Raw genomic sequence first — 24543 nt, forward strand, 5'->3', positions numbered from 1 at the left:
GGCGGGTCAGGGCGTCAAGTGGCACCATTCGGGGGCCGCAACTGGCCCTCATTATCATCCAATCGACCCGCCACAATGTCCGCAGACCGTCAGGAGAATCCATGAACAAGCCGCCATGCATGGTCTGGCTGCCGGCCGACCACCGCCTGCTGGGCGATCACGGTCACCAGATGCCCTTTCTGTTGCTGGGCGACAAGTACGCGCGGGCCGTGAAGGTCGGGGCGCAGGCCCAGCCCGTCATGTTCCCGCTCGCCGACGCCGAGCAGATCGACGAGCTGCTGGCCATGGTCGACGGCGTGATGCTCACCGGCTCGCCCTCGAACGTGCACCCCTCGCACTTCCACGAGGAGGTGGCCGACCCCAGCCTGCCGCTCGACCCCGACCGCGACCTGCTCACGCTGGCGCTGGTCAAGGCCTGTGTGCACCAGGGCGTGCCGCTGCTGGGCATCTGCCGCGGCTTCCAGGAGATCAACGTGGCCCTGGGCGGCGCGCTCTACCAGCGCGTGCACCAGGTGCCCGGCATGAACGACCACCGCGAGCCCAAGAGCGCCCCGCCAGACGAGCAGTACGCGCCCCGCCATGCGATCCGCATCGCCGAGGGCAGCGCCTTCGCCGAGTGGGCGCAGGCCACGACGGCACAGGTGAACTCGCTGCACGGCCAGGGCATCGCGCGGCTGGCCGAGGGCCTGGAGCCACTGGCCTGGGCACCCGACGGTCTGATCGAGGCCTTCGCCGTGAAGGGTGCGCGCACCTTCGCCTACGCCATGCAGTGGCACCCCGAGTGGCGCTGCTGGGACACCCCGTTCTACGCCGCCATCTTCGAGGCCTTCGGCCGCGCCTGCCGCCAGCGCCGCAGCCTGCGCCTGCAGGCCAGCGACCTCGCGCGCAGCCAGCCCGGTTAGCTGCGCTCATCCGCCCCCGACCCCGAACGATTTGCCCAACGCAGAAACAGGAGCCGGCCATGAGCGCCCCCAAGAATTTCAACGAGCTGGAGAACTGGCTCAACGAACACCGCGTCACCGAAGTCGAATGCCTGGTGCCCGACCTCACCGGCGTGGCGCGCGGCAAGATCCTGCCGCGCGAGAAGTTCACCGAAGACCGCGGCATGCGGCTGCCGCACGCCATCGTGGCCATGAGCGTGACCGGTGAGCAGCCCGCCAGCGGCCCGTACTACGACGTGGTCGAGCCCACCGACCGCGACATGCAGCTGCGCCCCGACCCGAGCACGGTGCGCATCGTGCCCTGGGCCACCGACCCCACGGCGCAGGTGATCCACGACTGCTTCGACCACAAGGGCCAGCTCGTGCCCTACGCACCGCGCAGCGTGCTGCGCCGCATCTGCGACCTGTACGCCGCCGAGGGCTGGGACCCGGTGATCGCGCCCGAGCTCGAGTTCTACCTGACCGCGCGCAACACCGACCCCAACACCCTGCTGCGCCCGCCGATCGGCCGCAGCGGCCGCGCCGAGACCTCGCGCCAGGCCTACTCGATCGACGCCGTCAACGAGTTCGACCCGCTGTTCGAGGAGATCTACGAGTACTGCAATCTCATGGGCCTGAACGTGGACACGCTGATCCACGAGATCGGCGCGGGCCAGATGGAGATCAACTTCTTCCACGACCACCCGCTGGGCCTGGCCGACGAGGTCTTCTTCTTCAAGCGCACGGTGCGCGAGTGCGCGCTGCGCCACGACATGTACGCCACCTTCATGGCCAAGCCCATCGCGGGCGAGCCGGGCAGCGCCATGCACATGCACCAGAGCGTGGTGCACAAGGAGACCGGCAAGAACATCTTCAGCAACCCCGACGGCACGGCCTCGGACGCGTTCTTCCATTACATCGGCGGCCTGCAGCGCTACATCCCGGCCGCGATGGCGCTGGTGGCGCCCTACGTGAACAGCTACCGGCGCCTGAGCCGCCACACGGCCGCACCGATCAACATCGAGTGGGGCCACGACAACCGCACCGTGGGCATCCGCTCGCCCATCGCCTCGCCCGAGGCGCGCCGCATCGAGAACCGCGTGATCGGCGCCGACGCCAACCCCTACGTGGCCATGGCCATGACGCTGGCCTGCGGCTACCTGGGCATGAAGAACAAGATCAAGCCCAAGCCCGAGATGAAGGGCGACGCCTACCTCTCGCCCTACGCGCTGCCGCGCAGCCTGGGCGAGGCGCTCGACTGGCTGCGCCGCGAACCCGACCTGCACGAGGTGCTGGGCCACGAGTTCGTGACCATCTACACCGAGATCAAGGAACTCGAGTTCGACGAGTTCATGAAGGTGATCTCGCCCTGGGAGCGCGAACACCTCCTGCTCCACGTCTGACCCGGAAAGCCTGCCATGAACCCCTCCACCCTGATCGCCCCTCCCGCGCTGGTGCGCCGCGCCGAACAGCAGGACACCCAGGCCATCCAGGCCCTCGACAGCGCGCACTACATCCACCCCTTCACCGACCACGGCGATCTCGCCACGCGCGGGGCGCGGGTGATCACGCGCGCCGAGGGCATCTACATCTGGGATTCCGAGGGGCACAAGATCCTCGACGCCATGAGCGGGCTGTGGTGCGTGAACGCGGGCTACGGGCGCAAGGAGCTGGCCGACGCGGCCTACCAGCAGCTCATGACGCTGCCCTACTACAACAGCTTCTTCCAGACCACCAACGTGCCCGCCACGCAGCTCGCGGCCAAACTCGCGGCGCTCGCGCCCGAGGTCGGCGGGCGGCGCTTCGAGCACGTGTTCTTCAGCTCCAGCGGCAGCGAGAGCAACGACACCAACGTGCGTCTGGTGCGCCGCTACTGGGACCTGCTGGGCCAGCCGCAGCGCAAGACCATCATCAGCCGCCACAACGCGTACCACGGCTCCACCATGGCCGGCGCCTCGCTCGGCGGCATGGACGGCATGCACGCCCAGGGCGACCTGCCCATCCCGGGCATCGTGCACGTGATGCAGCCCTACTACCTCGAGAACGCACTGCCCGGCGAGAGCGAGGCCGACTTCGGCCTGCGCGCGGCGCGCGCGATCGAGCAGAAGATCCTCGAGCTCGGCGCCGACAAGGTGGCGGCCTTCATCGCCGAGCCGGTGCAGGGCGCGGGCGGCGTGATCATCCCGCCCGCCACCTACTGGCCCGAGGTGCAGCGCATCGTCGACCAGTACGGCATCCTGCTCATCTCCGACGAGGTGATCTGCGCCTTCGGCCGCCTGGGCCACTGGTTCGCCTACGAGAAGTTCGGCTACCGGCCCGACCTGGTCACCTTCGCCAAGGGCGTGACCAGCGGCTACGTGCCCCTGGGCGGCGTGATGGTGGGCGACCGCGTGGCCAAGGTGCTGATCGAGCAGGGCGGCGAGTTCAACCACGGCTACACCTACAGCGGCCACCCCGTGGCCTGCGCCGTGGCACTGGCCAACCTGGAACTGATGGAGCGTGAGCAGCTGCCGCGCAAGGTGCGCGAAGACATCGGCCCCTACCTGGCCGAGCGCTTCACCGAGATCGGCCGGCACCCGCTGGTGGGCGTGGCCGAGACCTGCGGCTTCGTGGGCGGTCTGGTGCTGGTCAAGGACAAGGCCACGCGGGCGATGTACGACCCCGAGCTGGCCGTGGGCATGATGTGCCGCGCCCACTGCTTCCGCAACGGCCTGATCATGCGCGCCGTGGGCGACCGCATGATCATCGCCCCGCCGCTGGTGATGACCCGGGCCCAGATCGACGACATGGTGGAGCTGATCCTGCGCTGCCTCGACGCCACGCTCGCGGAACTGCGCGAAAAAGGGCTGCATGGGTGACTCGGCCGCCGCGCCGGGCCGCCCCAAGCCAGGCCGCACCCCCTCGGGGGGCAGCGGCGCGCGGAGTGCGGCGCGTGGGGGCTCTAGAATGGCCGCCGATCCCTTTTCTGGGGCATGGCTGGCGGTCAAAAGCGGGGCATTCCCGGTCTGGAACTTGCATGCCACCCCTGGGTCATCTGCCTGCCGTTGGGTTCGACGGTTCGGGTCCTAAACCTCCTGTGGAGTGAGCAACACCATGAAGAAGCACGTTCTGGCACTCGCGATGGCGGCCATGCTGGTCGCCGCCTGCGGCAAGAAAGAAGAGGCCGCCCCGGCCCCGGCACCCGCGCCGGCGGCCACCGCACCCGCCCCGGCCCCGGCGCCGGCCGGCCCGGTGCTCGATGACGAGAAGGTTCTCAACATCTACAACTGGCCCGACTACATCCCCGAGAACATGATCGCGGAGTTCGAGAAGGCCACGGGCATCAAGGTCAACTACGACACCTTCGAGACCAACGAGGCGCTGCACGCCAAGCTGGTCGCGGGCAATACCGGCTACGACATCGTGGTGCCGGGCAGCGTCTTCGCCAAGCCCCAGATCGAAGCCGGCTTCTTCCAGCCGCTCGACAAGGCCAAGCTCAAGAACTACGGCAACCTCGATCCGGCCGTGATGTCGGTGCTGACCAAGGCCGACCCCGACAACAAGTTCCTCGTGCCCTGGGCCTGGAGCTTCACCACCGTGGGCATCAACAAGACCAAGGTCGCCAAGGCCCTGGGCAGCACGCCCATGCCCGAGAACGCCTGGGACCTGGTGTTCAAGCCCGAGTACACGAGCAAGCTCAAGTCCTGCGGCATCGCCTACCTCGACTCGCCGACCGAGATCATCCCGGTGGCGCTGCACTACATCGGCAAGGACGCGTACTCCAACAACCCGGCCGACTACAAGGAAGCCACGGCCATGCTGGCCAAGGTGCGCAAGGACATCCGCCTGTTCAGCTCGACCATGATCGACGACATCGCCGGCGGCAAGGCCTGCGTGGCCATCGGCTGGGCGGGTGACGTGAACATCGCGGCCGGCCGCGCCAAGGAGAACGGCTCCAAGGACGAGATCGAAGCGCTGCTGCCCTCGACCGGCGCGCTGTCGTTCTTCGACACCATGGCCATCACCAAGGACGCCAAGCACCCGAACAACGCGCACGCGTTCATCGACTTCTTCCTCTCGCCCGAGAGCGGTGCCGCGATGGCCAACGAGATGAGCTACAACGCGGGCAACAAGGCCGCGCTGCCGCAGGTCAAGCCCGAGATGGTGGCCAACAAGACCATCTTCGTGGAAGAGGCCTACATGCCCAAGATGATCCCCCCGAGCAGCTTCACGAACGAAGCGCGTGAGGCGATGGCCACGGCCTACAACGCCTTCAAGAAGGGCGGCAAGTAAGCCCAGGCCTTCACGGGCCTCGACACCCCGGGCTGTTCGTACTCCAGTATGAACAGCCCTTTTTCTTGCCGGGCCGGTCCCGGTCCCCACACACAACAGGCGTACTCATGGCATCTGCGGGCAATCCTGAGGGCTATCTGGTCACCGAGAAGGTGGTGAAGCGTTTCGACGAGGCCGTGGCCGTCGACGAGGTCTCGCTGTCCATCGCCAAGGGTGAGATCTTCGCGCTGCTGGGCAGCTCGGGCTGCGGCAAGTCGACGCTGCTGCGCATGCTGGCCGGCTTCGAAAAGCCCACCTCGGGCCGGCTGCTGCTCGGCGGCCAGGACCTGGCCGCGCTGCCGCCCTACGAGCGGCCGGTGAACATGATGTTCCAGAGCTACGCGCTGTTTCCGCACCTGAGCGTGTGGGAGAACGTGGCCTTCGGCCTCAAGCGCGAAGGCCTGCCGTCCGACCAGATCGCCAAGCGCGTGGACGAAATGCTCGCGCTGGTGCAGCTCACGCCCTACGCCAAGCGCAAGCCGCACCAGCTCTCGGGCGGCCAGCAGCAGCGCGTGGCGCTCGCGCGCAGCCTGGCCAAGCGGCCCAAGCTGCTGCTGCTCGACGAACCGCTGGGCGCGCTCGACAAGAAGCTGCGCGAGCAGACGCAGTTCGAGCTCGTCAACATCATCGAGAAGGTGGGCGTGACCTGCGTGATGGTCACGCACGACCAGGAAGAGGCCATGACGGTGGCCAACCGCATCGCCATCATGAGCAAGGGCCGGGTGCTGCAGGTGGGCACGCCGCAGCAGGTCTACGAGTACCCCACGAACCGCTTCGTGGCCGACTTCATCGGCAACGTGAACCTGTTCGAAGGCAAGCTCAGCGTGGACGAGCCCGACCGCTGCGCGGCCAGCACCACCATCGGCGAGATCCACGTGGGCCACGGCATCAGCGGCGCCCTCGGCATGCCGGTGTCGGTCGCGGTGCGGCCCGAGAAGATCAGCATCGGCAAGCAGCGCCCCGCGGGCATGGACCACAACGTGTTCGGCGGCCGCGTGAAGGAGATCGCCTACTTCGGCTCGTACAACACCTACATCGTGGTCACGCCGCAGGGCGCGCGCGTGAAGATCACCGAGCCCAACGGCTCGCGCCACGAGCAGCTCGACATCACCTGGGAAGACGAGGTCTTCTTCTGGTGGGACGACACCGACGCCGTGGTGCTGCGCGACTGAGCCGCCGGAGCAGACCATGAAGCTGTCCATGCCCGGCAAGCGATTCGTCATCGGCGTGCCCTACGCCTGGCTGATCGTCTTCTTCTTCCTGCCCTTCCTGATCCTGCTGTACATCAGCTTCGTGGACATGGGCGGCGACATCAGCCCCTTCAAGCCGCTGTGGGACCCGGACACCGGCGTGCTGCGGCTCAAGTACGAGAACTACCTGTCCATCTTCCGCGAGGAAGAGGGCGCGCGCCTGTTCCAGACGCTCTACATCGACGCCTACCTGCGCTCGATCGGCTACGCGATGGCCACCGCGGTGTTCTGCCTGGTGCTGGGCTACCCGTTCGCGTACTTCATCGCGCGCTCGCCGGCCAGCGTGCGTCCGGCGCTGCTGCTGCTGGTGATGCTGCCGTTCTGGACCTCGTTCCTGCTGCGCGTGTACGCCTGGAAGGGCATCCTCGCCGACCAGGGCATGCTCAACCGCCTGCTCATGGCGATCGGGCTCACGAGCGAGCCCATTCCCATGCTCTACACCAGCGTGTCCATGCTGGTGGGCATGACCTATGTGTACCTGCCCTTCATGATCCTGCCGCTGTACGCGAACCTGGTGAAGATGGACTTCCGCCTGCTCGAGGCCGCCTACGACCTCGGCACCACGCCCTTCAAGGCCTTCTGGCTCGTGACGGTGCCGCTGTCCAAGGCCGGCATCGTGGCCGGCTTCATGCTGGTGTTCATCCCCTGCGTGGGCGAGTTCGTGATCCCCTCGCTGCTCGGCGGGCCCGAGAACCTCATGATCGGCCGCGTGGTCTGGGACGAGATGTTCACCGCCAACAACTGGCCGCGCTCGACCGCGCTTGCCGTGGTGATGATCGGTCTCATCGTCGTGCCGCTGGCGGTGTACTACAAGGTCACCGGCGACGCCGCCGAGAAGCGTTGAGGAGCGCGCCATGAAACAACTGCTCGAAAAGCACTTCGGCAAGGTCTGGCTGCTGGTCGTCTTCGCCTTCCTGTACCTGCCACTGGCCTTCATGGTGCTGTTCTCGTTCAACAGCACCCGCCAGGACGCGCGCTTCACCGGCTTCTCGCTGCGCTGGTACGAGGCCCTGCTCAACGACAACAAGATCGTCGACGGCTTCTTCCTCTCGCTCAAGATCGCCGCCATCACGGGCGTGCTGTCGGCGGTGCTCGCCACCTTCGCGGCCTTCGTGCTGGTGCGCTACCGCCGCTTCATCGGCCGCACGGTGTTCAGTGGCATGGTGAACGCGCCGCTGGTGATGCCCGAGGTGATCATCGGCCTGTCGCTGCTGCTGCTGTTCGTGGGCGCGCAGAACCTGTTCGACTGGCCGCAGCGTGGCCTGCTCACCATCGTGCTCGGCCACACGCTGCTCGGCATGGCCTACGGCATGGTGGTGATCCAGAGCCGGCTGCTCGAGATGGACCGTTCGATCGAAGAGGCCGCCATGGACCTGGGCGCGCGCCCGCACCAGGTGTTCTTCCTGGTCACGCTGCCCAACATCTTCCAGGCCATCCTCGCGGCCTTCCTGCTCGCGTTCACGCTCTCGTTCGACGACGTGGTGATCACCGAATTCCTCAGCGGCCCGGGCGTGAGCACGCTGCCGCAGGTGATCTTCGGCTACGCGCGCCGCGGCATCAACCCGACCATCTACGCCGCGGCCACCATCCTCATCGTGACCGTGACCATCGTGGTGGTGAGCTACGCGGTGTGGGTGGCGCGCCAGACCCGCAAGCGCGAGCGCGAAATGGCGGCGGCGCTGCGCAGCTGAGCCCCCGGGCCCGGGGATCCGTGGCGCTGCCCCGTGGCATGGGCGCCACGGCGTAGGCCATCGGCCCGAGTGGTGGACCTGGCCCGGTTCGCAAGAATGCGGGCTCTCCGGAATTCGGAGAGTTCTTTCTTCTTACTTGCGAACCATGAAAAGCACCCGCCTCCTGGCCCTTGCGGCCGCCTGTCTTGCCCTGTCCACGGCGCACGCCCAGACCGCAGAAGCGGCCGCCCACAGCGGCATGTACGCCGAGATCGGCTATGCCGCGCCCGAGTTCAAGACGTCCGATGGCATCGACTCGATGAAGGCCTCGCCCAGCCTCGTGTCGGGTGTCTTCGGCTACCAGTTGCATCCCAACTTCGCGGTCGAAGGCTTCCTGGGCCTGGGCGCCGGCAAGGACGGCTTGAAGTTCAACGGCCTGAGCGTGCCGGTGAACGTCAAGCTGGGCACCCTGTATGGCGTGTTCGCCCGGCCCAGCGTGGCCGTCAGCGAGTCCGTCGACCTGTTCGCCCGCATCGGCTGGATGAGCACCGAACTCAAGGCCTCCGGCCCCGGTGGGAGCTATGCCGACCGGAACTCCAGCCTCGCTTACGGCGTCGGCGCCAACTTCAACCTGTCCAAGACCTCGTACCTGCAGGCGAGCTGGACGAGCTTCTACGACAAGCACGAGACCCAGATCCAGGGTCTCGGCCTGGCCTACGGCATGCGCTTCTGAGCCATCCCTGTCTCCCCGTCTCCAAGGCTCTGGCCACCTTCGGGTGGCCTTTTTTTGGGCGCCGCGCGCGCAGTGGACGCCAGCTCGCCCGGGAAAGTGGCTGCCCATGGCCGGGCGCAGGCGGCGTAGCATGGGCCGATTCTTCAGGCCCCGCACCACCCACGCCATGACCACTGCCACGCCCGACACCCCCTCCCTCGCCTTCGACGGCCGCGCCTTCATCAACGGCGAGCGCGTCGCGGCGCGCGACGGCCAGACCTTCGACTGCTTCTCGCCGGTGGACGGCCGCCTGCTCGCGCCCGTGGCGCGTGGCCAGGCCGCCGACATCGACGCCGCCGTGGCCGCGGCGCGCGCGGCCTTCGAAGACCGCCGCTGGGCCGGCCTGGCGCCGGCGCGCCGCAAGCGCGTGATGCTGGCCTTCGCCGACCTGCTGCTCAAGCACGCCGACGAGCTCGCGCTCACCGAAACGCTCGACATGGGCAAGCCCGTGCGCTACGCGCGCAGCGTGGACGTGAACAGCGCGGCCAACTGCATCCGCTGGTACGGCGAGGCGGTGGACAAGGTCTACGACGAGATCGCGCCCACGCCCGACACCGCGCTGGCCCTGATCACGCGCGAGCCCGTGGGCGTGGTGGGCGTGATCGTGCCCTGGAACTACCCCATGATCATGGCCGCCTGGAAGATCGCCCCGGCGCTGGCCGCGGGCAACTCGGTGGTCTTGAAGCCCAGCGAGAAAAGCCCGCTCACCGCGTTGCGCCTGGCCGAGCTCGCGCTGGCCGCGGGCCTGCCGCCGGGCGTGTTCAACGTGGTGCCCGGTTACGGTCCCGAAGCGGGCAGCCCGCTCGCGCTGCACATGGACGTGGACTGCATCGCCTTCACCGGCAGCACGCGCGTGGGCAAGCAGATCCACGTGATGGCCGGCCAGAGCAACTTGAAGCGCGCCTGGACCGAGCTCGGCGGCAAGTCGCCCAACATCGTGTTCGCCGATTGCCCGAACCTGGACAAGGCCGTCGAGGCCGCGGTGGGCAGCATCTTCTTCAACCAGGGCGAGAGCTGCAACGCGCCCTCGCGCCTGTTCGTCGAGGCCTCGATCAAAGACGCCTTCCTCGAGAAGGCGCTCAAGCTGGTGCCGCAGTACCAGCCGGGCAACCCGCTGGACAAAGCCACGGTGATGGGCGCGATCGTCGACAAGACCCAGCTCGACACGGTGTTGCGCTACATCGAGAGCGGCAAGAAGGAGGGCGCGAAGCTGCTCGCGGGCGGCGAGCAGGCCGAGCCCGTGAAGGGCGGCTGCTACGTGCTGCCCACCATCTTCGACGGCGTGAAGAACGACATGACCATCGCGCGCGAGGAAATCTTCGGCCCGGTGCTGTCGGTGCTCTCGTTCACCGACGCGGCCGACGTGGTCAGGCAGGCCAACAGCAACATCTACGGCCTGCAGGCCGCGGTGTGGACGCGCGACATCAACAAGGCCCACGGCGTGGCGCGCGCCCTGCGCGCCGGCACGGTGCACGTGAACCAGTACGACGAAGACGACATCACCGTGCCCTTCGGCGGCTTCAAGCAGAGCGGCGTGGGCCGCGACAAGTCGCTGCACGCCTTCGACAAGTACACGGAAGTCAAAACGACCTGGATCCGCATCGACAGCCCGATCTGAGGAGAGCCGCATGAACGCCCCGCAAACGCCCGAGACCCTGAGCGCCCCGCACACCAACGCCGCCTGGCACCAGCGCCGGCTCGCGGCCACGCCGCGCGGCGTGGGCGTGTTCGGCGACTTCTTCATCGAGCGCGCGAAGAACGCCGAGTTCTGGGACATCGAGGGCCGGCGCTTCATCGACTTCGCGGGCGGCATCGCGGTACTCAACACCGGCCACGTGCACCCCAAGGTGCAGGCCGCCATCGCGGCCCAGCTGCAGCGCTTCACGCACAGCTGTTACCAGGTGGTGCCCTATGCCGAGTACGTGTCGCTGGCCGAGCGCCTCAACGCCATGGTGCCCATCGCCGGGCCGGTGAAGACGGCGTTCTTCTCGACCGGCGCCGAGGCGATCGAGAACGCGGTGAAGATCGCGCGCGCGGCCACGGGGCGCAGCGGCGTGATCGCCTTCGGCGGCGCCTTCCACGGCCGCAGCCTGTTCGCGGTGTCGCTCACGGGCAAGGTACAGCCCTACAAGGCCGGCTTCGGGCCCTTCCCGCCCGAGATCTACCACGTGCCCTTTCCCTGCCACTGCAGCTCGCTCGACGACACGAAGCGCGCGATCGAGCACCTCTTCAAGGCCGACATCGAACCCTCGCGCGTGGCGGCCATCGTGTTCGAGCCGGTGCAGGGCGAGGGCGGCTTCAACCCGATCCAGCCCGCGGCCGTGAAGTGGCTGCGTGAGCTCTGCGACCAGCACGGCATCCTGCTCATCGCCGACGAGGTGCAGACCGGCTTCGCGCGCACCGGCCGCATGTTCGCCATGGAGCACTTTGGCGTGCAGCCCGACCTCATGACCCTGGCCAAGAGCCTGGCCGGCGGCACCACGCTCTCGGCCGTGTGCGGCCGCGCGGCCGTGATGGACGGGCCCGCGCCCGGCGGCCTGGGCGGCACCTACGCCGGTCACCCGCTGGCCATCGCCGCGGCGCACGCGGTGATCGACGTGATGGAAGAAGAACGCCTGTGCGAGCGCGCGCAACGGCTGGGCGACAAGCTGCTCGCGCACCTGATCGCCCAGCGCGCGGTGCACCCGCGCATCGGCGACATCCGCGGCCTGGGCGCGATGGTGGCCAACGAATTCGTCGACCCGAAAACCGGCGCGCCCGACGCCGACACGGCCAAGCGCGTGCAGATGGCCGCCCTCCGGCGCGGCCTGCTGTTGCTCACCTGCGGCGTGCACGGCAACGTGATCCGCTACCTGTTTCCGCTGACGGTGGAAGACGCGGTCTTCGACGAGGGTCTGGCCATCCTCGACGCGGCGCTGGCCGAGGTGCTGGCGTGAACGACCGCAGCGCGGCCCCTGGCAACAACGCAGGCGCCGCGCTCGACGAGCGCATCGCGGCGCTGCGCGCCCAGGGCGTGCATTCGGTGCTCGCCACCTTCACCGACCTCGAGGGTACGCCCAAGGGCAAGCTGGTGCCGCTCGATGGACTGCCCGGCGCGGTGTCGCAGGGCGCGGGCTTCGCGGGCCCGAGCATCGTGGGCACCGGCCTGCCGCGCATGGGCGCGCGCAGCGAGTACATGGGCCGTGTGCGGCCCGAGAGCCTGCGGCCCTTGCCCTTCATGCCCGGCGTGGCGCACGCGGTGTGCGACGGTTACGCGGGCGGCGAGCCGCTGGACACCGACCCGCGCCAGGTGCTGCGGCGCCAAGTGGCGCGGCTGCGCGAGCGCGGCTGGACGCTTTGGGTGGGCATCGAGCCCGAGTTCTTCCTGCTCAGGCGCGGCGACGACGGCCGCTGGGGCGTGGCCGATGCGCGCGACCGCCTCGCCAAGCCCTCGTACGACCTGCGCTCGATCGGCCGCAACCTGGGCTTCCTCGACGACATGCGCGAGGCGCTGGCGGCGCTGGGTTTCGCGCTCGAGCAGATCGACCACGAAGACGCGAGCGGGCAGTACGAAATCAACTACCGCCACGACGACGCGCTCGCCGCGGCCGACCGCTACCAGCTCTTCAAGCTCACCGCGCAGGCCGTCGCCGAGCGCCACGGCTGCACCTTCTCGACCATGCCCAAGCCGCTCGCGCACGCGCCGGGCAGCGGCCTGCATTTCCACCTGAGCCTGAGCGACGCGGGCGGCGGCCCGCTGATGGGCGATGACCAGGGCGCACTCGGCCTGAGCGATGCGGGCTGGGGCTTCGCCGCGGGCCTGCTCGCGCACGCCGACGCGCTGGCCGCGGTCTGCGCGCCCACGGTCAACAGCTACAAGCGCCTGGCCGCGAGCGATTGCGCCTCGGGCACCACCTGGGCGCCGGTGTGGAAGGCCGTGGGCGAAAACAACCGCACCTGCCTGCTGCGCGCGGTGGCGGGCCGGCTCGAATGGCGGCTGCCCGACCCGGCCTGCAACGTGTACCTGGCGCTCGCGGCCACGCTGGCCGCGGGGCTCGACGGCATCGACCGCGGCCTGCCCGCGCCCCGGCCTTGCGAGGACGACCTCTACCAGCGCCACGCCGCGGGCGAGCCCGTGCCCGAGCGCCTGCCGCGCGACCTGCACGAAGCGCTGCGCGGGCTCGAGGCCGACGCCGTGGTGCGCGCCGCGCTGGGCGAGCCCCTGGTGGCGCAGTTCCTCGCGCTCAAGCGCGCCGAGTGGGCCGAGTACCACGCGCAGGTGAGCGACTGGGAACTGCGGCGCTACGCCGAGGGCTGATCGGGCCTCGGCACGGCCGATCGCGATAATCGCGGCCGTGAGTTCTCCCAGCACCACCGCCGGCGCCAAGACCTGGACCAAGACCACCGACCGCCCGCTGCGCAGCGCGCGCAAGTCGCTGGGCATCTGGCTGTTCGCGCGCTTCGTGGGCGTGCCCGTGCCCTGGGCCGCCACGCGCCAGACCGACGCCGTGGCCCTGCTGGCCTTCGAACACCAGCGCCTGCTCGACCTGGCGGCCGCGGGCGAGGCCGTGCCCACGGTGCTCGCCTTCGATGGCCACGCGCTGGTCACGAGCGACATCGGCACCACGCTGGACTACCTGCTGTTCCAGCGCGAGCCCAACCAGCGCCTGCCGCTGATGACCGCGGCCGCGGCCGACCTCGCGGCCTTTCACGCGCGCGGCCACTGGCACGGCGGCGCGCAGGCGCGCAACATCACCTGGGACGGCGCGCGCTTTGCGCGGCTCGATTTCGAGGAGCGGCTGGTGCCGGGCCTGCCGCTGGCCATGGTGCAGCGCTACGACGTGCTGCAGCTCATGCTCTCGCTCGCCCGGCTCATCGAGCCCCTGGGGCCCTCGGCCGTGCACGCCGTGCTGAGCGCCTACGCCGCGGTGGACGAAGCCCAGGGCGAAGCGCTCAAGCGCTTCATCCGACGGCTGCTGCCGCGGCTGGCGCGCGTGGCGCGCATCGCGGCCTGGTCCTCGCGGCTCGACGGCTCGCGCGAGCTCATGCGCCTGCGCACCGTGATGCAGGGCATGGCGGCCTTCGTCGAGACGCGCTGAGGCGCTTCAGGTCTTGTAGCCCGGGTCCAGGCGCTCGAGCTTGCGCAGCTGGGCGGGCCAGGCGATCTGCGCGCCCTGGCCCGCGGTGGCCACGCGCATCACGTCGGCCATGCCGGCGAGGATGCGCGGGTCGACCTGGGTGAGTTCGCTGCCGCCGGCCAGCGCGTCGATCTGGATGCGGCAGGTGTTCTCGAAGGTGTACATCGAGAGGAAGGCGTCGGGCACGGTGCGGCCCACGGTGAGCAGGCCGTGGTTGCGCAGCACCAGGTAATTGGCCTTGCCGAGGTCGGCCTGCAGGCGCGGCTTCTCGTCGGGGCGGAAGGCCACGCCCTCGTAGTCGTGGTACGCGAGCGAGGCCAGCACGAAGGTGCTCTGCTGGCTGATGGGCAGCACGCCGTGCTTTTGCGCGCTCACCGCCACGCCCGCGCGCGAATGCGTGTGCAGCACGCAGCCCGCCTCGGGCCGGGCCTCGTGCACCGCGCTGTGGATCACGAAGCCCGCGGGGTTCACGGGAAAGGGCGAGTCGTGCAGCTTGTTGCAGGCCATGTCGACCTTCACCAGGCTGCTGGCGGTGATCTCGTCGAACATCAGCCCGTAGGGGTTGATGAGGAACTGGTGCTCGCCGCCGCTCACGCTGTCGGGCAGCTTGGCGCTGATGTGGGTGAAGACCAGGTCGCTCCAGCCGTAGGCCGCCACCAGCCGGTAGCAGGCCGCGAGCTCGCAGCGCAGCGCCCATTCTTCGGCGCTGACCACTTCTTTGAGGGACGGGATGTGCATGGCGTGTCTCCGCGGCCGCCTCGGGGCGGGCGGCCTGCCATGCACTGTAGGCGCTGGGTCGCGTGCGGGCCTGTCCGCACGGCGACGCGCGGGGCTCAGCCCTTCGTCTTGCAGGTGTTCAGGCCCAGCATCGCGTAGGGCGGGCACCAGCCCACCAGGCCGGTGAGCAGCGGCACCACGCCGAGCCAGCCCCACCAGCCCACGGTGCCGGTGGCGGCCAGGGCGATCAGCACCAGGCCGAGGAGGATGCGAAGGGTGCGGTCGATGCCGCCGACGTTGCGGGTCATGGCTAGCTCCATCAGTGAACGGTGATGTTCAGGGCGATTGGACGCCCGGGCCTGGCGGTTCGCCTTGATCCAGATCAGGGTTGTGTCACGCGCTCCAGCCGCGCCAGCCACAGCATGGCGTGTGAGCGCTCGCTGCCACACATTTCCAGGCTGGGCTTGAGGGAGCTGCACACCGCGGGCCGCTCGGGCCGGCCGAACAGGCGGCAGCGCAAGGCCTCGTCGAGCTGCGGGCAGGGCAGGCCCGCCGGCTTGCCCTGGGGCAGGCCGGGCAGGGGGCTGCTGATGGACGGGGCGGTGCAGCAGGCCGCGCAGCCCGGGCGGCAGTCCATGGCGGGCGGCGCTCAGGGCGCGTTGAGCTTGCGCGCGGCGTGCAGCGTCTGCTCCACCACGCCCTGCACCGCCGCGAGCGCCGTGGCGTTCACGAGCCGGCCCTCGGCGTCGAAGGCCTCGCCGGCCTTGGCGAGCGCGAACTGGCGCGGCGTGAGCCAGCACTGCAGGTTGAGCAGCAGCGGGCTCAGGTGCGACAGGCTGCGCAAGCCGCCGAGCGCGCCCGGCGAGGCGCTGAGCAGGCCCACCACCTTGCCCGCGAAGGGCTTGGTGCCGCTGGACCATTCCGGGTCGCCCTTGATGGGGCTGGACACCCAGTCGATGGTGTTCTTGAGCAGGCCGGTGTAGCTGCCGTTGTACTCGGGCGAGCAGACGATCCAGGCCGGGTGGGCGTGGAAGATTTCCTTCAGCCGGCGGGCCGCGTCGGGCGTGCCACGCGCTTCGAGGTCGGCGTTGTAGAGCGGCAGTTCGTGCTCGGCGAGCTCGAGCAGCGTCACCTGCGCGCCCGCGGCGCGGCCGACCTCGGCGGCCACGCGGGCCAGGCGGCGGTTGAACGACTGGGCGCGGGTGCTGCCGGCGAAAACGAGGAGGGGAGTGGGTGCGGTCATGGGGGCGGATTCTGGCACCCGGCCACGCGCGCCGCGCCTTGATGGGACAATCGCGGGCTTGCCCGCGCCGGTCTTCCACCGCCGCGGGCTTTGGAGTTCACATGCTGTACCCCCAGGAATTTGATGTCATCGTCGTCGGCGGCGGCCACGCCGGCACCGAGGCCGCGCTCGCCGCGGCGCGCATGGGCTGCGCCACGCTGCTGCTCACGCACAACATCGAGACGCTCGGCCAGATGAGCTGCAACCCCAGCATCGGCGGCATCGGCAAGGGCCACCTGGTGAAAGAGGTGGACGCGCTCGGCGGCGCGATGGCCATCGCCACCGACGAGGGCGGCATCCAGTTCCGCATCCTCAACGGCAGCAAGGGCCCGGCGGTTCGCGCCACGCGCGCCCAGGCCGACCGCGTGCTCTACAAGGCCGCGATCCGCCGCCGCCTGGAGAACCAGCCGAACCTGTGGCTGTTCCAGCAGGCGGTGGACGACCTGATGGTGGAGGGCGACCGCGTGGTGGGTGCGGTGACGCAGGTGGGCATCCGCTTCCGCGCCCGCACCGTGGTGCTCACGGCGGGCACCTTCCTCGACGGCAAGATCCACGTGGGCCTGAACAACTACAGCGCGGGCCGCGCGGGCGACCCGCCCGCGGTGTCGCTGTCGGCGCGCCTCAAAGAGCTCCGGCTGCCGCAGGGCCGCCTCAAGACCGGTACCCCGCCGCGGCTGGATGGCCGCACCATCGACTGGAGCCAGTGCACCGAGCAGCCCGGCGACCTCGATCCGGTGCCGGTGTTCAGCTTCATGGGCAACGCCGCGATGCACCCGCGCCAGGTGCCCTGCTGGATCACGCACACCAACGAGCGCACGCACGAGATCATCCGCAGCGGCTTCGACCGCAGCCCCATGTTCACCGGCAAGATCGAGGGCGTGGGGCCGCGCTACTGCCCGAGCGTGGAAGACAAGATCAACCGCTTCGCCGACAAGGACAGCCACCAGATCTTCCTCGAGCCCGAGGGCCTGACCACGCACGAGGTCTACCCCAACGGCATTTCCACCAGCCTGCCCTTCGACATCCAGTACGCGCTGGTGCGCAGCATGAAGGGGCTGGAGAACGCGCACATCCTGCGCCCGGGCTACGCGATCGAGTACGACTACTTCGACCCGCGCTCGCTCAAGAGCAGCTTCGAGACCAAACAGATCGCGGGCCTGTTCTTCGCGGGCCAGATCAACGGCACCACCGGCTATGAGGAGGCGGCGGCCCAGGGGCTGTTCGCCGGCATCAACGCCGCGCTGCAGTGCCGCGGCGAAGCGCCCTGGCTGCCCTCGCGCGACCAGGCCTATCTGGGTGTGCTGGTCGACGACCTCGTGACCCAGGGCGTGACCGAGCCCTACCGCATGTTCACCAGCCGCGCCGAATTCCGGCTGCAGCTGCGTGAGGACAACGCCGACATGCGCCTGACCGAAGCCGGCCGCCGCCTGGGCCTGGTGGACGACGCGCGCTGGGACGCCTTCAGCCGCAAGCGCGACGCGGTTTCACGTGAAACCGAGCGCCTCAAGTCGACCTGGGTGAACCCGCGTGTGCTGCCTGCGGAAGAGGGCGAGCGTGTGCTGGGCAAGGCCATCGAGCACGAGCACAACCTGTTCGACTTGCTGCGCCGTCCCGGCGTGTCCTACGCGGCGCTCACCGGCATGAACGGCGGCGCCTACGCGAGCGACGCGGTTTCACGTGAAACGCTGGGCGATCTGGCCGAGCCCGTGATCGAGCAAGTGGAGATCGCGGCCAAGTACAGCGGCTACATCGACCGGCAGAAGGCCGAGGTGGAGCGCGCCGCGAACTTCGAGCACCTGCGTCTGCCCGCCGACATCGACTACCTCCAGGTCACGTCGCTCTCGTTCGAGGCCCGCCAGAAACTGGCCAAGCACCGGCCCGAGACCCTGGGCCAGGCGGCGCGCATTTCGGGCATCACGCCCGCGAGCATCTCCCTGCTGCTGATCCACCTGAAGAAAGGTGGCTTCAAGGGCTTTGCCTCGCTGCGCACCGAGCCGGAGGCCGCTGCGCAATGAGCACCCTGCCCGAAGCCCTGCGCCGGGAGTTGCGCCAGGACCTGCTCGTGGGTCTGCGCGCGCTCGAGCTGGAGTTCGACGAGGCCCAGGTCGAGTTGTTGCTCGACTACATGGCGCTGATCGAGAAGTGGAACCGGGTCTACAACCTCACGGCGGTGCGCGAGCCCGGTGAGATGCTGACCCACCACGTGCTCGACAGCCTGGCCGTGGTCGGCCCGCTGCTGCGCGAAACCGACGGACGCCCCGTGCGCCTGCTCGACGTGGGCTCGGGCGCGGGTCTGCCGGGCGTGGTGATCGCCATTGCCTGCCCGCACATCGAGGTGACCTGCGTGGACACGGTGGCCAAGAAGGCGGCCTTCATCCAGCAGGTGGCGACCGAGCTCGCGCTCGTGAACCTGCACGGCCTGCACACCCGGGTCGAGAGCCTGGATCGCCGCCGGGGGGAGGAGGGCTTCGACGTCATCACCTCGCGCGCCTTCGCGGCGCTGGTCGACTTCGTGGACTGGTCGCACAAGGCGCTGCAGACCGGGGGCGTGTGGATGGCCCTCAAGGGCAAGCACCCGCAGGCCGAACTGCTCGCACTGCCGCCCGGCATCGACGTGTTTCACGTGGAACCGATCGCCGTGCCCGGCCTCAAGGCCGACCGCTGCATCGTCTGGATGCGCGACCGCCGCGCCTGAGCGCGCCCGGCGACGCGGGGCGGGCCGGTTCCGCGCGGCCCCTCACGTACACTCGACCCTCTTTTGTGAGGGGCCACCACCATGTTCGGCATCGCGGACTACGGCGCTTTTGTCATCGCCATCGTCGTGTTTCTCGCCATTCCCGGGCCGGGCAACCTGGCCCTGATCACCTCGACCAGCAAGGGCGGCGTGAAGGGCGGACTGGCCGCCACCATGGGGGTGATCGCCGGTGACCAGGTGCTGATGTGGGCGGCCGTGGCCGGCGTGGCCGCGCTGCTGGCCGCCACGCCCGCGCTGTTCGGCGCGGTGCAGTGGCTGGGCGCGATCTACCTGGCCTGGCTGGGCTGGAAGATGCTCAGCGCCAAGCCCGGCGACGCGCCGGTGCTCAACATCCGCCCGCGCCAGTACTTCCAGCAGGCCGCGGCCATCACCTTGCTCAATCCCAAGGCCATCGTGTTCTACATGGCCTTCTTCCCGCTGTTTGTGGACCCGGCCCGCCACCAGGGCCTGATCACCTTCGGCGCCATGGCCGCGACCATCGCGGCGCTCACCTTCGCTTACGGCCTGGGCATGACGCTGATCGTGCACTTCCTGGCCGAGCGCCTGCGCGCCAACCCCACGATCGGCCGCGTGCTCGAGAAGGTGGCGGGTGTGTTCCTGATCGGCTTCGGTGTGAAGCTGGCCCTGTCCAAGTAAGCCCCATGGCCAAGATCTTTTGTGTTGCGAACCAGAAGGGCGGCGTCGGCAAGACGACCACCACGGTGAACCTGGCGGCGGGGCTGGCCAAGGTGGGGCAGCGCGTGCTCATGGTCGACCTCGACCCCCAGGGCAATGCCACCATGGGCTCGGGGGTGGACAAGCGCGCCATGGCGCTGTCGGTGTACGACGTGCTGCTCGAGTCCGCGTCGGTGGCCGAGGCCGCGGTGTTCTCCGAGAAGTGCGGCTACCACGTGCTCGGCGCCAACCGCGAGCTCGCGGGCGCCGAGGTGGAACTGGTGGAGGTGGAGCGCCGCGAGCGCCGCCTCAAGCAGGCCCTGGCCGCGGTGGCCGACCAGTACGACTTCGTGCTGATCGACTGCCCGCCCTCGCTCAGCATGCTCACGCTCAACGGCCTGTGTTCGGCGCACGGCGTGATCGTGCCCATGCAGTGCGAGTACTTCGCGCTCGAAGGCCTGACCGATCTGGTCAACACCATCAAGCAGGTGCACGCCAACCTCAACAAAGACCTGCAGATCATCGGCCTGCTGCGCGTGATGTTCGACCCGCGCATCACCCTGCAGCAGCAGGTGAGCGACCAGCTCAAGGCCCACTTCGGCGACAAGGTGTTCGACACCGTGATCCCGCGCAACGTGCGCCTGGCCGAAGCGCCGAGCTACGGTCTGCCCGGCGTGGTGTTCGATCCGGCCGCGCGCGGCAGCCAGGCCTTCGTCGCCTTTGCCGAAGAGATGGTCCAGCGCATCAAGAAGATGTAAGGGGAGGGCGTTTCACGTGAAACCCGAGAACGTGCTGATCCTGCCGGGTTGGCAGAACAGCGGCCCCGCCCACTGGCAGAGCCGCTGGGAAAAGGCCCACGGCTACCGCCGCGTCGAGCAGCACGACTGGATGACACCCCAGCGCGGCGACTGGATGGCCCGCCTCGAAGACGTGGTGCTCGGCGCCGACGGCCCGGTGGTGCTCGTGGCCCACAGCCTGGGCTGCATCCTCACGGCGGCCTGGGCCGCGCATTCGCGCAGCACCGCGCGCGTGCGTGGCGCGCTGCTGGTGGCGCCGGGCGACAGCGAGCGGCCCGACCTGCGCGATCAGCTGCCGAGCTGGTCGCCCATCGTGCGCCAGCGCCTGCCTTTCCCGGCCGTGCTCGTGGGCAGCCACGACGACCCGTACTGCAGCTTCGAACGCGCCCAGGGCTTCGCGGCCGACTGGGGTGCGCGCTTCATCGACCTCGGCAACGCCGGCCACATCAACGCCGACTCGGGCCTGGGCGACTGGCCCCAGGGCCGGGCCTGGCTCCAGGAACTCCAGAAAGACACGCACTGATGGTCACCAAAAAACCCAAGGGCCTGGGCCGCGGCCTCGAAGCCCTGCTCGGCCCCAAGGTCGACGACACGCCCGCGGGCACCGAGGCCCAGGCCGGCGCGCCGTCCACGCTGCCGCTCGACCAGCTCGTGGCCGGCCAGTACCAGCCGCGCACGCGCATGGACGAGGGTGCGCTTTACGAACTGGCCGAGAGCATCAAGGCCCAGGGCATCATGCAACCGATCCTGGTGCGCAAGCTCGCGAGCGGCCCGAACGCGGGCAAGCACGAGATCATCGCGGGCGAGCGGCGCTTCCGCGCCTCGAAGCTCGCGGGCCTCAGCGAGGTGCCGGTGCTGGTGCGCGAGGTGCCCGACGAGTCGGCCGCGGCGATGGCGCTGATCGAGAACATCCAGCGCGAAGACCTCAACCCGCTCGAAGAGGCGCACGGCCTGCAGCGCTTGGTGAAAGAGTTTGGGCTCACTCACGAGCAGGCGGCCCAGGCCGTGGGCCGTTCGCGCAGCGCGGCCAGCAACCTGCTGCGCCTGCTGCAGCTCGCCGAGCCGGTGCAGACCATGCTCATGGCCGGCGACCTCGACATGGGCCACGCGCGCGCCCTGCTGCCGCTGGACAAGGCCACGCAGATCACGGCGGCGAATCAGATCGCGACCAAGCAGTACTCGGTGCGCGAGGCCGAGAACCTGGTGAAGAAGCTCGCCGCCGAGTTCGCGCTCGCGCCGCAGAAGCCGCGCAAGGAAAAGTCGCGCGACATCCGGCGCGTGGAAGAGGAGCTGGCCGACCTGCTGACCGCCGAGGTCGAGGTGCGCGTGAAAAAGCGCGTGAAGCGCCACGGCCGCGTGGAAGAGATGGGCGAGCTGGCGATCCAGTTCGGCTCGCTGGAAGCCTTGAACGGCATCATCGAGCGGCTGAGGAACAGCTGAGCGCCCACCGCGCTTCGGGCGCCCCCCGGCCGGGGGCGCCCGCTCAGAGCGCGAAGATCTTGCCCGGGTTGAGGATGTTGTCCGGGTCGAGCGCGCGCTTGATGGTGCGCATCATCTCCACCGCGCCCGCGCCGGCTTCGTCGAGCAGGAAGCCCATCTTGTGCAGGCCCACGCCGTGTTCGCCGGTGCAGGTGCCTTCGAGGCGCAGCGCGCGGGCCACGAGCTTGACGTTGAGCGCCTCGGCGATGCGGCGTTCTTCGGCGCTGTCGGGGTCGATCAGGTAGCCGAAGTGGAAGTTGCCGTCGCCCACGTGCCCCACGAGGAAGTAGGGCAGGCCGGCGGCGTCGGCCTCGGCCACGGAATCGAGCAGGCAGTCGGCCAGGCGGCTGATGGGCACGCAGGTGTCGGTGCTCACGGCGCGGCAGCCGGGCTTGCTCTGGATGGCCGCGAAATAGGCGTTGTGCCGCGCGGTCCACAGGCGCGTGCGCTCCTCGGGTGTGGTGGCCCATTCGAAGGCGTTGCCACCGAACTCGCTGGCGATCTCCTGCACCGTCTCGGCCTGCTCCTGCACGCTGGCGGGCGAGCCGTGGAATTCCATCAGCAGCATGTGCTCTTCGCGCAGGCCGAGCTTGCTGTGGGCGTTGACCATGCGCACGGTGTTGGCGTCGATCAGCTCGCAGCGCGCGATCGGCACGCCAAGCTGGATCACCTGGATCACCGTGCGCACCGCGGCCTCGATCGTGGGGAAGGAGCAGATGGCGGCCGAAATCGCCTCGGGCAGCGGGTAGAGCTTGAGCGTGACTTCGGTGATCACGCCCAGCGTGCCCTCGCTGCCCACCATCAGGCGTGTGAGGTCGTAGCCCGCGCTGCTTTTCTTGGCGCGCGTGCCGGTGCGCAGCACCTCGCCGCGGGCCGTGACCACCTCGAGCGCGAGCACGTTTTCGCGCATGGTGCCGTAGCGCACGGCGTTGGTGCCGCTGGCGCGCGTGGCCGTCATGCCGCCAATGGAGGCGTCGGCCCCCGGGTCGATGGGGAAGAACAGGCCTTCGCTCTTCACGGCCTCGTTGAGCGCCTTGCGCGTCACGCCCGGCTGCACCGTCACGGTGAGGTCTTCGGCGTTGATGGACAGCACCTTGTCCATGCGGCCCACGTCGATGCTGATGCCGCCCTGCACCGCGAGCAGGTGGCCTTCGAGCGAGGACCCCACACCGAAGGGGATCACGGGCACCTTGTGCTGTGCGCACAGGGCCACGGCATCGGCCACATCCTGCGTGGACTGCGCGAACACCACGGCGGCCGGCGGCGGCACGGTGAAGGTCGACTCGTCGCGGCCGTGCTGCTCGCGCACCGCCAGCGCGGTGGAACACTGGGCGCCGAAGCGCGCCTGCAGCGCGGCGATGAAGTCGGCGGGCACCTCGCGCTGCGCCACCGTGGGCAGCAGGTGGGTGATGTCGGTGGGGGCGTTCATGGGCGGTCTCCGGCGCGTGTTCTGCAGAACGCGGCAGTTTACGCCCGGGCCTGGCCGCTGCGCTCAGCGCGGGGTCATGGGCGCGGCAGGCGCGCCGTGAGCGGCGGCAGGCTGCCCGTGGCCGCCGACGGGGCCGACTGCGTGCTGGCGCCGCTGCTGGCGTGGCGCGAGGGCAGGGTGTTGTGGGCCGCGGTGAGGCCGCCCATGGCCAGGGTCCAGGCCGCGATCAGTTGCACGCTGCGGCCTTCGAAGTGCAGTCGGCTGCGGGCGGGCGTGTCGGAGCTTCGTCGCATGGATGGAGGTCAGAGGCTGTGGAACGAAGCCGCATTGCAGCCCGGGGCGGCGCCGCGCGCCAGGCTTTTTGCCGGGCGTTGCGCGCTTGACCGCGGCTTCACGCGGTTCACATTTCCCTAAGGCCTGTTACGTGCAGGGCATCGCGCACAATCGGTTTCCGTTCGACGAGGATCACCATGGGCAACCGACTCACGCAGATCGCCACGCGCACCGGCGACGCCGGCACCACCGGCCTGGGCGACAACACCCGCGTCTCCAAGGACAGCCTGCGTGTGCACGCCATGGGCGATGTGGACGAGCTCAACTCCCACATCGGCCTGCTGCTGTGCGAAGCGCTGCCGCCGGACGTGCGCGCGCTGCTGGTAGAGATCCAGCACCAGCTGTTCAACCTGGGTGGCGAGCTCTCCATCCCCGGCTACGAGCTGCTCAAGCCCGAGGCCGTGGCCGCGCTCGACGCCGCCCTGGCCGAGCACAACGCCACCCTGCCGCGCCTGCAGGAGTTCATCCTGCCCGCGGGCAACCGCGCCGCCAGCCAGGCCCATGTGTGCCGCACCGTGGCGCGCCGCGCCGAGCGAGCGGTGGTGGCGCTGGGTCAGGCCGAGCCGGTGAACGATGCGCCGCGCCAGTACCTGAACCGGCTGTCCGACCTGATGTTCGTGCTCGCGCGCGTGCTCAACCGCATGAACGGCGGCGACGACGTGTACTGGAAGAGCCAGCGCCTGCAGCAGGGGGACGCCGCGTGAACCGGGGCACCGCACGCGGCCTGGCCGCGGCGCTGGCCCTGGCCGCGCTGTTCGGCCCCGCACGGGCACAGGCCCCGGCGAGCCGCCCGGCCGAGGTGGTGCTGGCCTGCGACGCGGTGTACCTGCCCGCGCGCACCAACTGGGTCCGCGAGGTGCGTTTCACGCTCGACGAGCGCCGCATCCGCGGCGTCGCCATCGACGGCGTGCCGGTCTACACCTTCACTGTGTACGAGACCGTGCTGCTCACGTCGCTGGACAACGAGCGCATCCAGCTCGACACGGCCACGCTGACCTGGCGCAGCGATTTCCGCGGCCAGTCGACGTCGGAAGGCCGCTGCGAGCGGCGCTGAACG

At 69.5% G+C, this 24543-nt stretch carries 26 protein-coding genes; 20 read left to right on the forward strand and 6 right to left on the reverse strand.

From position 1 onward, the window contains the following. Positions 1-101 precede the first annotated feature (101 nt). From G9Q37_RS17495 to G9Q37_RS17550, 12 genes are all read left to right on the forward strand, one after another. On the forward strand, positions 102-902 hold the full coding sequence (locus G9Q37_RS17495; protein ID WP_205710673.1) for a gamma-glutamyl-gamma-aminobutyrate hydrolase family protein: 801 nt from the start codon (positions 102-104) through the stop codon (positions 900-902). 59 nt (positions 903-961) lie between these two features. Next, positions 962-2323 (forward strand): glutamine synthetase family protein, encoded by a 1362-nt coding sequence (locus G9Q37_RS17500; RefSeq protein WP_166229202.1) that lies wholly within the window; start codon positions 962-964, stop codon positions 2321-2323. 15 nt (positions 2324-2338) lie between these two features. Continuing rightward, a complete protein-coding gene (locus tag G9Q37_RS17505) occupies positions 2339-3778 on the forward strand; it encodes an aspartate aminotransferase family protein (protein WP_166229203.1) in 1440 nt (479 codons plus the stop codon). Between the two features lie 235 nt (positions 3779-4013). Then, a complete protein-coding gene (locus G9Q37_RS17510) occupies positions 4014-5192 on the forward strand; it encodes an extracellular solute-binding protein (RefSeq protein WP_166229205.1) in 1179 nt (392 codons plus the stop codon). A 107-nt stretch (positions 5193-5299) separates the two neighbouring features. Further along, a complete protein-coding gene (locus G9Q37_RS17515) occupies positions 5300-6403 on the forward strand; it encodes an ABC transporter ATP-binding protein (protein ID WP_166229207.1) in 1104 nt (367 codons plus the stop codon). Between the two features lie 16 nt (positions 6404-6419). Next, positions 6420-7325 carry an ABC transporter permease gene (locus G9Q37_RS17520; RefSeq protein WP_166229209.1) on the forward strand — a complete coding sequence of 302 codons (906 nt, stop codon included), beginning with the start codon at positions 6420-6422 and terminating at the stop codon, positions 7323-7325. A gap of 10 nt (positions 7326-7335) precedes the next feature. Beyond that, complete coding sequence (locus G9Q37_RS17525; RefSeq protein ID WP_166229211.1) at positions 7336-8172, forward strand: ABC transporter permease; 837 nt, start codon at positions 7336-7338, stop codon at positions 8170-8172. A gap of 145 nt (positions 8173-8317) precedes the next feature. Next, complete coding sequence (locus tag G9Q37_RS17530) at positions 8318-8884, forward strand: outer membrane beta-barrel protein (RefSeq protein ID WP_166229213.1); 567 nt, start codon at positions 8318-8320, stop codon at positions 8882-8884. Positions 8885-9050: 166 nt separating this feature from the next. Continuing rightward, complete coding sequence (locus G9Q37_RS17535; RefSeq protein WP_166229215.1) at positions 9051-10541, forward strand: aldehyde dehydrogenase; 1491 nt, start codon at positions 9051-9053, stop codon at positions 10539-10541. Positions 10542-10551: 10 nt separating this feature from the next. Beyond that, on the forward strand, positions 10552-11859 hold the full coding sequence (gene gabT, locus G9Q37_RS17540; RefSeq protein ID WP_166229217.1) for a 4-aminobutyrate--2-oxoglutarate transaminase: 1308 nt from the start codon (positions 10552-10554) through the stop codon (positions 11857-11859). Beyond that, positions 11856-13220, forward strand: coding sequence for a type III glutamate--ammonia ligase (glnT, locus tag G9Q37_RS17545; protein WP_166229219.1), 1365 nt, complete (start codon positions 11856-11858; stop codon positions 13218-13220). Before gabT ends, glnT begins: the two co-directional genes overlap by 4 nt. A 37-nt stretch (positions 13221-13257) precedes the next feature. Next, positions 13258-14001, forward strand: a complete 744-nt coding sequence (locus tag G9Q37_RS17550; RefSeq protein ID WP_166229221.1) for a BUD32 family EKC/KEOPS complex subunit — start codon at positions 13258-13260, stop codon at positions 13999-14001. Positions 14002-14007: 6 nt separating this feature from the next. On the opposite strand, the gene G9Q37_RS17555 is transcribed toward G9Q37_RS17550, so the two are convergent. From G9Q37_RS17555 to G9Q37_RS17570, 4 genes are all read right to left on the reverse strand, one after another. After that, positions 14008-14778, reverse strand: a complete 771-nt coding sequence (locus tag G9Q37_RS17555; RefSeq protein ID WP_166229223.1) for a class II aldolase/adducin family protein — start codon at positions 14776-14778, stop codon at positions 14008-14010. 95 nt (positions 14779-14873) lie between these two features. After that, positions 14874-15065, reverse strand: a complete 192-nt coding sequence (locus G9Q37_RS17560) for a YgaP family membrane protein (RefSeq protein ID WP_166229225.1) — start codon at positions 15063-15065, stop codon at positions 14874-14876. 74 nt (positions 15066-15139) lie between these two features. Further along, on the reverse strand, positions 15140-15394 hold the full coding sequence (locus G9Q37_RS17565) for a YkgJ family cysteine cluster protein (protein WP_166229227.1): 255 nt from the start codon (positions 15392-15394) through the stop codon (positions 15140-15142). Positions 15395-15406: 12 nt separating this feature from the next. Further along, positions 15407-16000, reverse strand: a complete 594-nt coding sequence (locus G9Q37_RS17570; protein WP_166229229.1) for an NADPH-dependent FMN reductase — start codon at positions 15998-16000, stop codon at positions 15407-15409. Positions 16001-16101: 101 nt separating this feature from the next. Here G9Q37_RS17570 and mnmG point away from each other — a divergent pair, with 101 nt between their 5' ends. From mnmG to G9Q37_RS17600, 6 genes are all read left to right on the forward strand, one after another. Beyond that, positions 16102-18054 (forward strand): tRNA uridine-5-carboxymethylaminomethyl(34) synthesis enzyme MnmG, encoded by a 1953-nt coding sequence (gene mnmG / locus G9Q37_RS17575; protein ID WP_166229231.1) that lies wholly within the window; start codon positions 16102-16104, stop codon positions 18052-18054. Beyond that, complete coding sequence (gene rsmG / locus G9Q37_RS17580; RefSeq protein ID WP_166229233.1) at positions 18051-18734, forward strand: 16S rRNA (guanine(527)-N(7))-methyltransferase RsmG; 684 nt, start codon at positions 18051-18053, stop codon at positions 18732-18734. The genes mnmG and rsmG overlap by 4 nt, the downstream gene beginning before the upstream one ends. Before the next feature lie 81 nt (positions 18735-18815). Next, the gene (locus G9Q37_RS17585) at positions 18816-19430 is read left to right on the forward strand and encodes a LysE family translocator (RefSeq protein ID WP_166229235.1); all 615 of its coding nucleotides are present in this window, start codon (positions 18816-18818) and stop codon (positions 19428-19430) included. 5 nt (positions 19431-19435) lie between these two features. Beyond that, complete coding sequence (locus G9Q37_RS17590; protein ID WP_166229237.1) at positions 19436-20206, forward strand: ParA family protein; 771 nt, start codon at positions 19436-19438, stop codon at positions 20204-20206. A 16-nt stretch (positions 20207-20222) separates the two neighbouring features. Further along, positions 20223-20768, forward strand: coding sequence for an RBBP9/YdeN family alpha/beta hydrolase (locus G9Q37_RS17595; protein ID WP_166229239.1), 546 nt, complete (start codon positions 20223-20225; stop codon positions 20766-20768). Next, entirely contained in the window at positions 20768-21685 is a 918-nt protein-coding gene (locus tag G9Q37_RS17600) for a ParB/RepB/Spo0J family partition protein (protein ID WP_166229241.1), read from the forward strand. Before G9Q37_RS17595 ends, G9Q37_RS17600 begins: the two co-directional genes overlap by 1 nt. A gap of 43 nt (positions 21686-21728) precedes the next feature. Here G9Q37_RS17600 and G9Q37_RS17605 read toward each other — a convergent pair whose 3' ends face one another. Together G9Q37_RS17605 and G9Q37_RS17610 are read right to left on the reverse strand one after the other, a co-directional pair. Further along, the gene (locus G9Q37_RS17605; RefSeq protein WP_166229242.1) at positions 21729-23153 is read right to left on the reverse strand and encodes an FAD-binding oxidoreductase; all 1425 of its coding nucleotides are present in this window, start codon (positions 23151-23153) and stop codon (positions 21729-21731) included. A 74-nt stretch (positions 23154-23227) separates the two neighbouring features. Continuing rightward, positions 23228-23446, reverse strand: a complete 219-nt coding sequence (locus G9Q37_RS17610) for a hypothetical protein (RefSeq protein ID WP_166229244.1) — start codon at positions 23444-23446, stop codon at positions 23228-23230. Positions 23447-23623: 177 nt separating this feature from the next. Between G9Q37_RS17610 and G9Q37_RS17615 the strand changes: the two genes are divergently transcribed. Together G9Q37_RS17615 and G9Q37_RS17620 are read left to right on the forward strand one after the other, a co-directional pair. Continuing rightward, positions 23624-24190, forward strand: a complete 567-nt coding sequence (locus tag G9Q37_RS17615; protein WP_166229246.1) for a cob(I)yrinic acid a,c-diamide adenosyltransferase — start codon at positions 23624-23626, stop codon at positions 24188-24190. Further along, a complete protein-coding gene (locus G9Q37_RS17620) occupies positions 24187-24540 on the forward strand; it encodes a hypothetical protein (RefSeq protein WP_166229248.1) in 354 nt (117 codons plus the stop codon). The genes G9Q37_RS17615 and G9Q37_RS17620 overlap by 4 nt, the downstream gene beginning before the upstream one ends. Positions 24541-24543: the final 3 nt, after the last annotated feature.

This window comes from Hydrogenophaga crocea (assembly GCF_011388215.1).
GTDB lineage: Bacteria > Pseudomonadota > Gammaproteobacteria > Burkholderiales > Burkholderiaceae_C > Hydrogenophaga > Hydrogenophaga crocea.

Coding starts and splice junctions, on each gene's coding strand:
- G9Q37_RS17520 (WP_166229209.1), top strand. CDS start 6,420: ATGAAGCTGTCCATGCCCGGCAAGCGATTCGTCATCGGCGTGCCCTAC.
- G9Q37_RS17610 (WP_166229244.1), bottom strand. CDS start 23,446: ATGCGACGAAGCTCCGACACGCCCGCCCGCAGCCGACTGCACTTCGAA.
- rsmG (WP_166229233.1), top strand. CDS start 18,051: ATGAGCACCCTGCCCGAAGCCCTGCGCCGGGAGTTGCGCCAGGACCTG.
- G9Q37_RS17525 (WP_166229211.1), top strand. CDS start 7,336: ATGAAACAACTGCTCGAAAAGCACTTCGGCAAGGTCTGGCTGCTGGTC.
- G9Q37_RS17560 (WP_166229225.1), bottom strand. CDS start 15,065: ATGACCCGCAACGTCGGCGGCATCGACCGCACCCTTCGCATCCTCCTC.
- G9Q37_RS17600 (WP_166229241.1), top strand. CDS start 20,768: ATGGTCACCAAAAAACCCAAGGGCCTGGGCCGCGGCCTCGAAGCCCTG.
- G9Q37_RS17500 (WP_166229202.1), top strand. CDS start 962: ATGAGCGCCCCCAAGAATTTCAACGAGCTGGAGAACTGGCTCAACGAA.
- G9Q37_RS17570 (WP_166229229.1), bottom strand. CDS start 16,000: ATGACCGCACCCACTCCCCTCCTCGTTTTCGCCGGCAGCACCCGCGCC.
- G9Q37_RS17505 (WP_166229203.1), top strand. CDS start 2,339: ATGAACCCCTCCACCCTGATCGCCCCTCCCGCGCTGGTGCGCCGCGCC.
- G9Q37_RS17495 (WP_205710673.1), top strand. CDS start 102: ATGAACAAGCCGCCATGCATGGTCTGGCTGCCGGCCGACCACCGCCTG.
- G9Q37_RS17605 (WP_166229242.1), bottom strand. CDS start 23,153: ATGAACGCCCCCACCGACATCACCCACCTGCTGCCCACGGTGGCGCAG.
- G9Q37_RS17510 (WP_166229205.1), top strand. CDS start 4,014: ATGAAGAAGCACGTTCTGGCACTCGCGATGGCGGCCATGCTGGTCGCC.
- G9Q37_RS17555 (WP_166229223.1), bottom strand. CDS start 14,778: ATGCACATCCCGTCCCTCAAAGAAGTGGTCAGCGCCGAAGAATGGGCG.
- G9Q37_RS17565 (WP_166229227.1), bottom strand. CDS start 15,394: ATGGACTGCCGCCCGGGCTGCGCGGCCTGCTGCACCGCCCCGTCCATC.
- G9Q37_RS17585 (WP_166229235.1), top strand. CDS start 18,816: ATGTTCGGCATCGCGGACTACGGCGCTTTTGTCATCGCCATCGTCGTG.
- G9Q37_RS17515 (WP_166229207.1), top strand. CDS start 5,300: ATGGCATCTGCGGGCAATCCTGAGGGCTATCTGGTCACCGAGAAGGTG.
- gabT (WP_166229217.1), top strand. CDS start 10,552: ATGAACGCCCCGCAAACGCCCGAGACCCTGAGCGCCCCGCACACCAAC.
- G9Q37_RS17590 (WP_166229237.1), top strand. CDS start 19,436: ATGGCCAAGATCTTTTGTGTTGCGAACCAGAAGGGCGGCGTCGGCAAG.
- mnmG (WP_166229231.1), top strand. CDS start 16,102: ATGCTGTACCCCCAGGAATTTGATGTCATCGTCGTCGGCGGCGGCCAC.
- G9Q37_RS17615 (WP_166229246.1), top strand. CDS start 23,624: ATGGGCAACCGACTCACGCAGATCGCCACGCGCACCGGCGACGCCGGC.
- G9Q37_RS17535 (WP_166229215.1), top strand. CDS start 9,051: ATGACCACTGCCACGCCCGACACCCCCTCCCTCGCCTTCGACGGCCGC.
- G9Q37_RS17530 (WP_166229213.1), top strand. CDS start 8,318: ATGAAAAGCACCCGCCTCCTGGCCCTTGCGGCCGCCTGTCTTGCCCTG.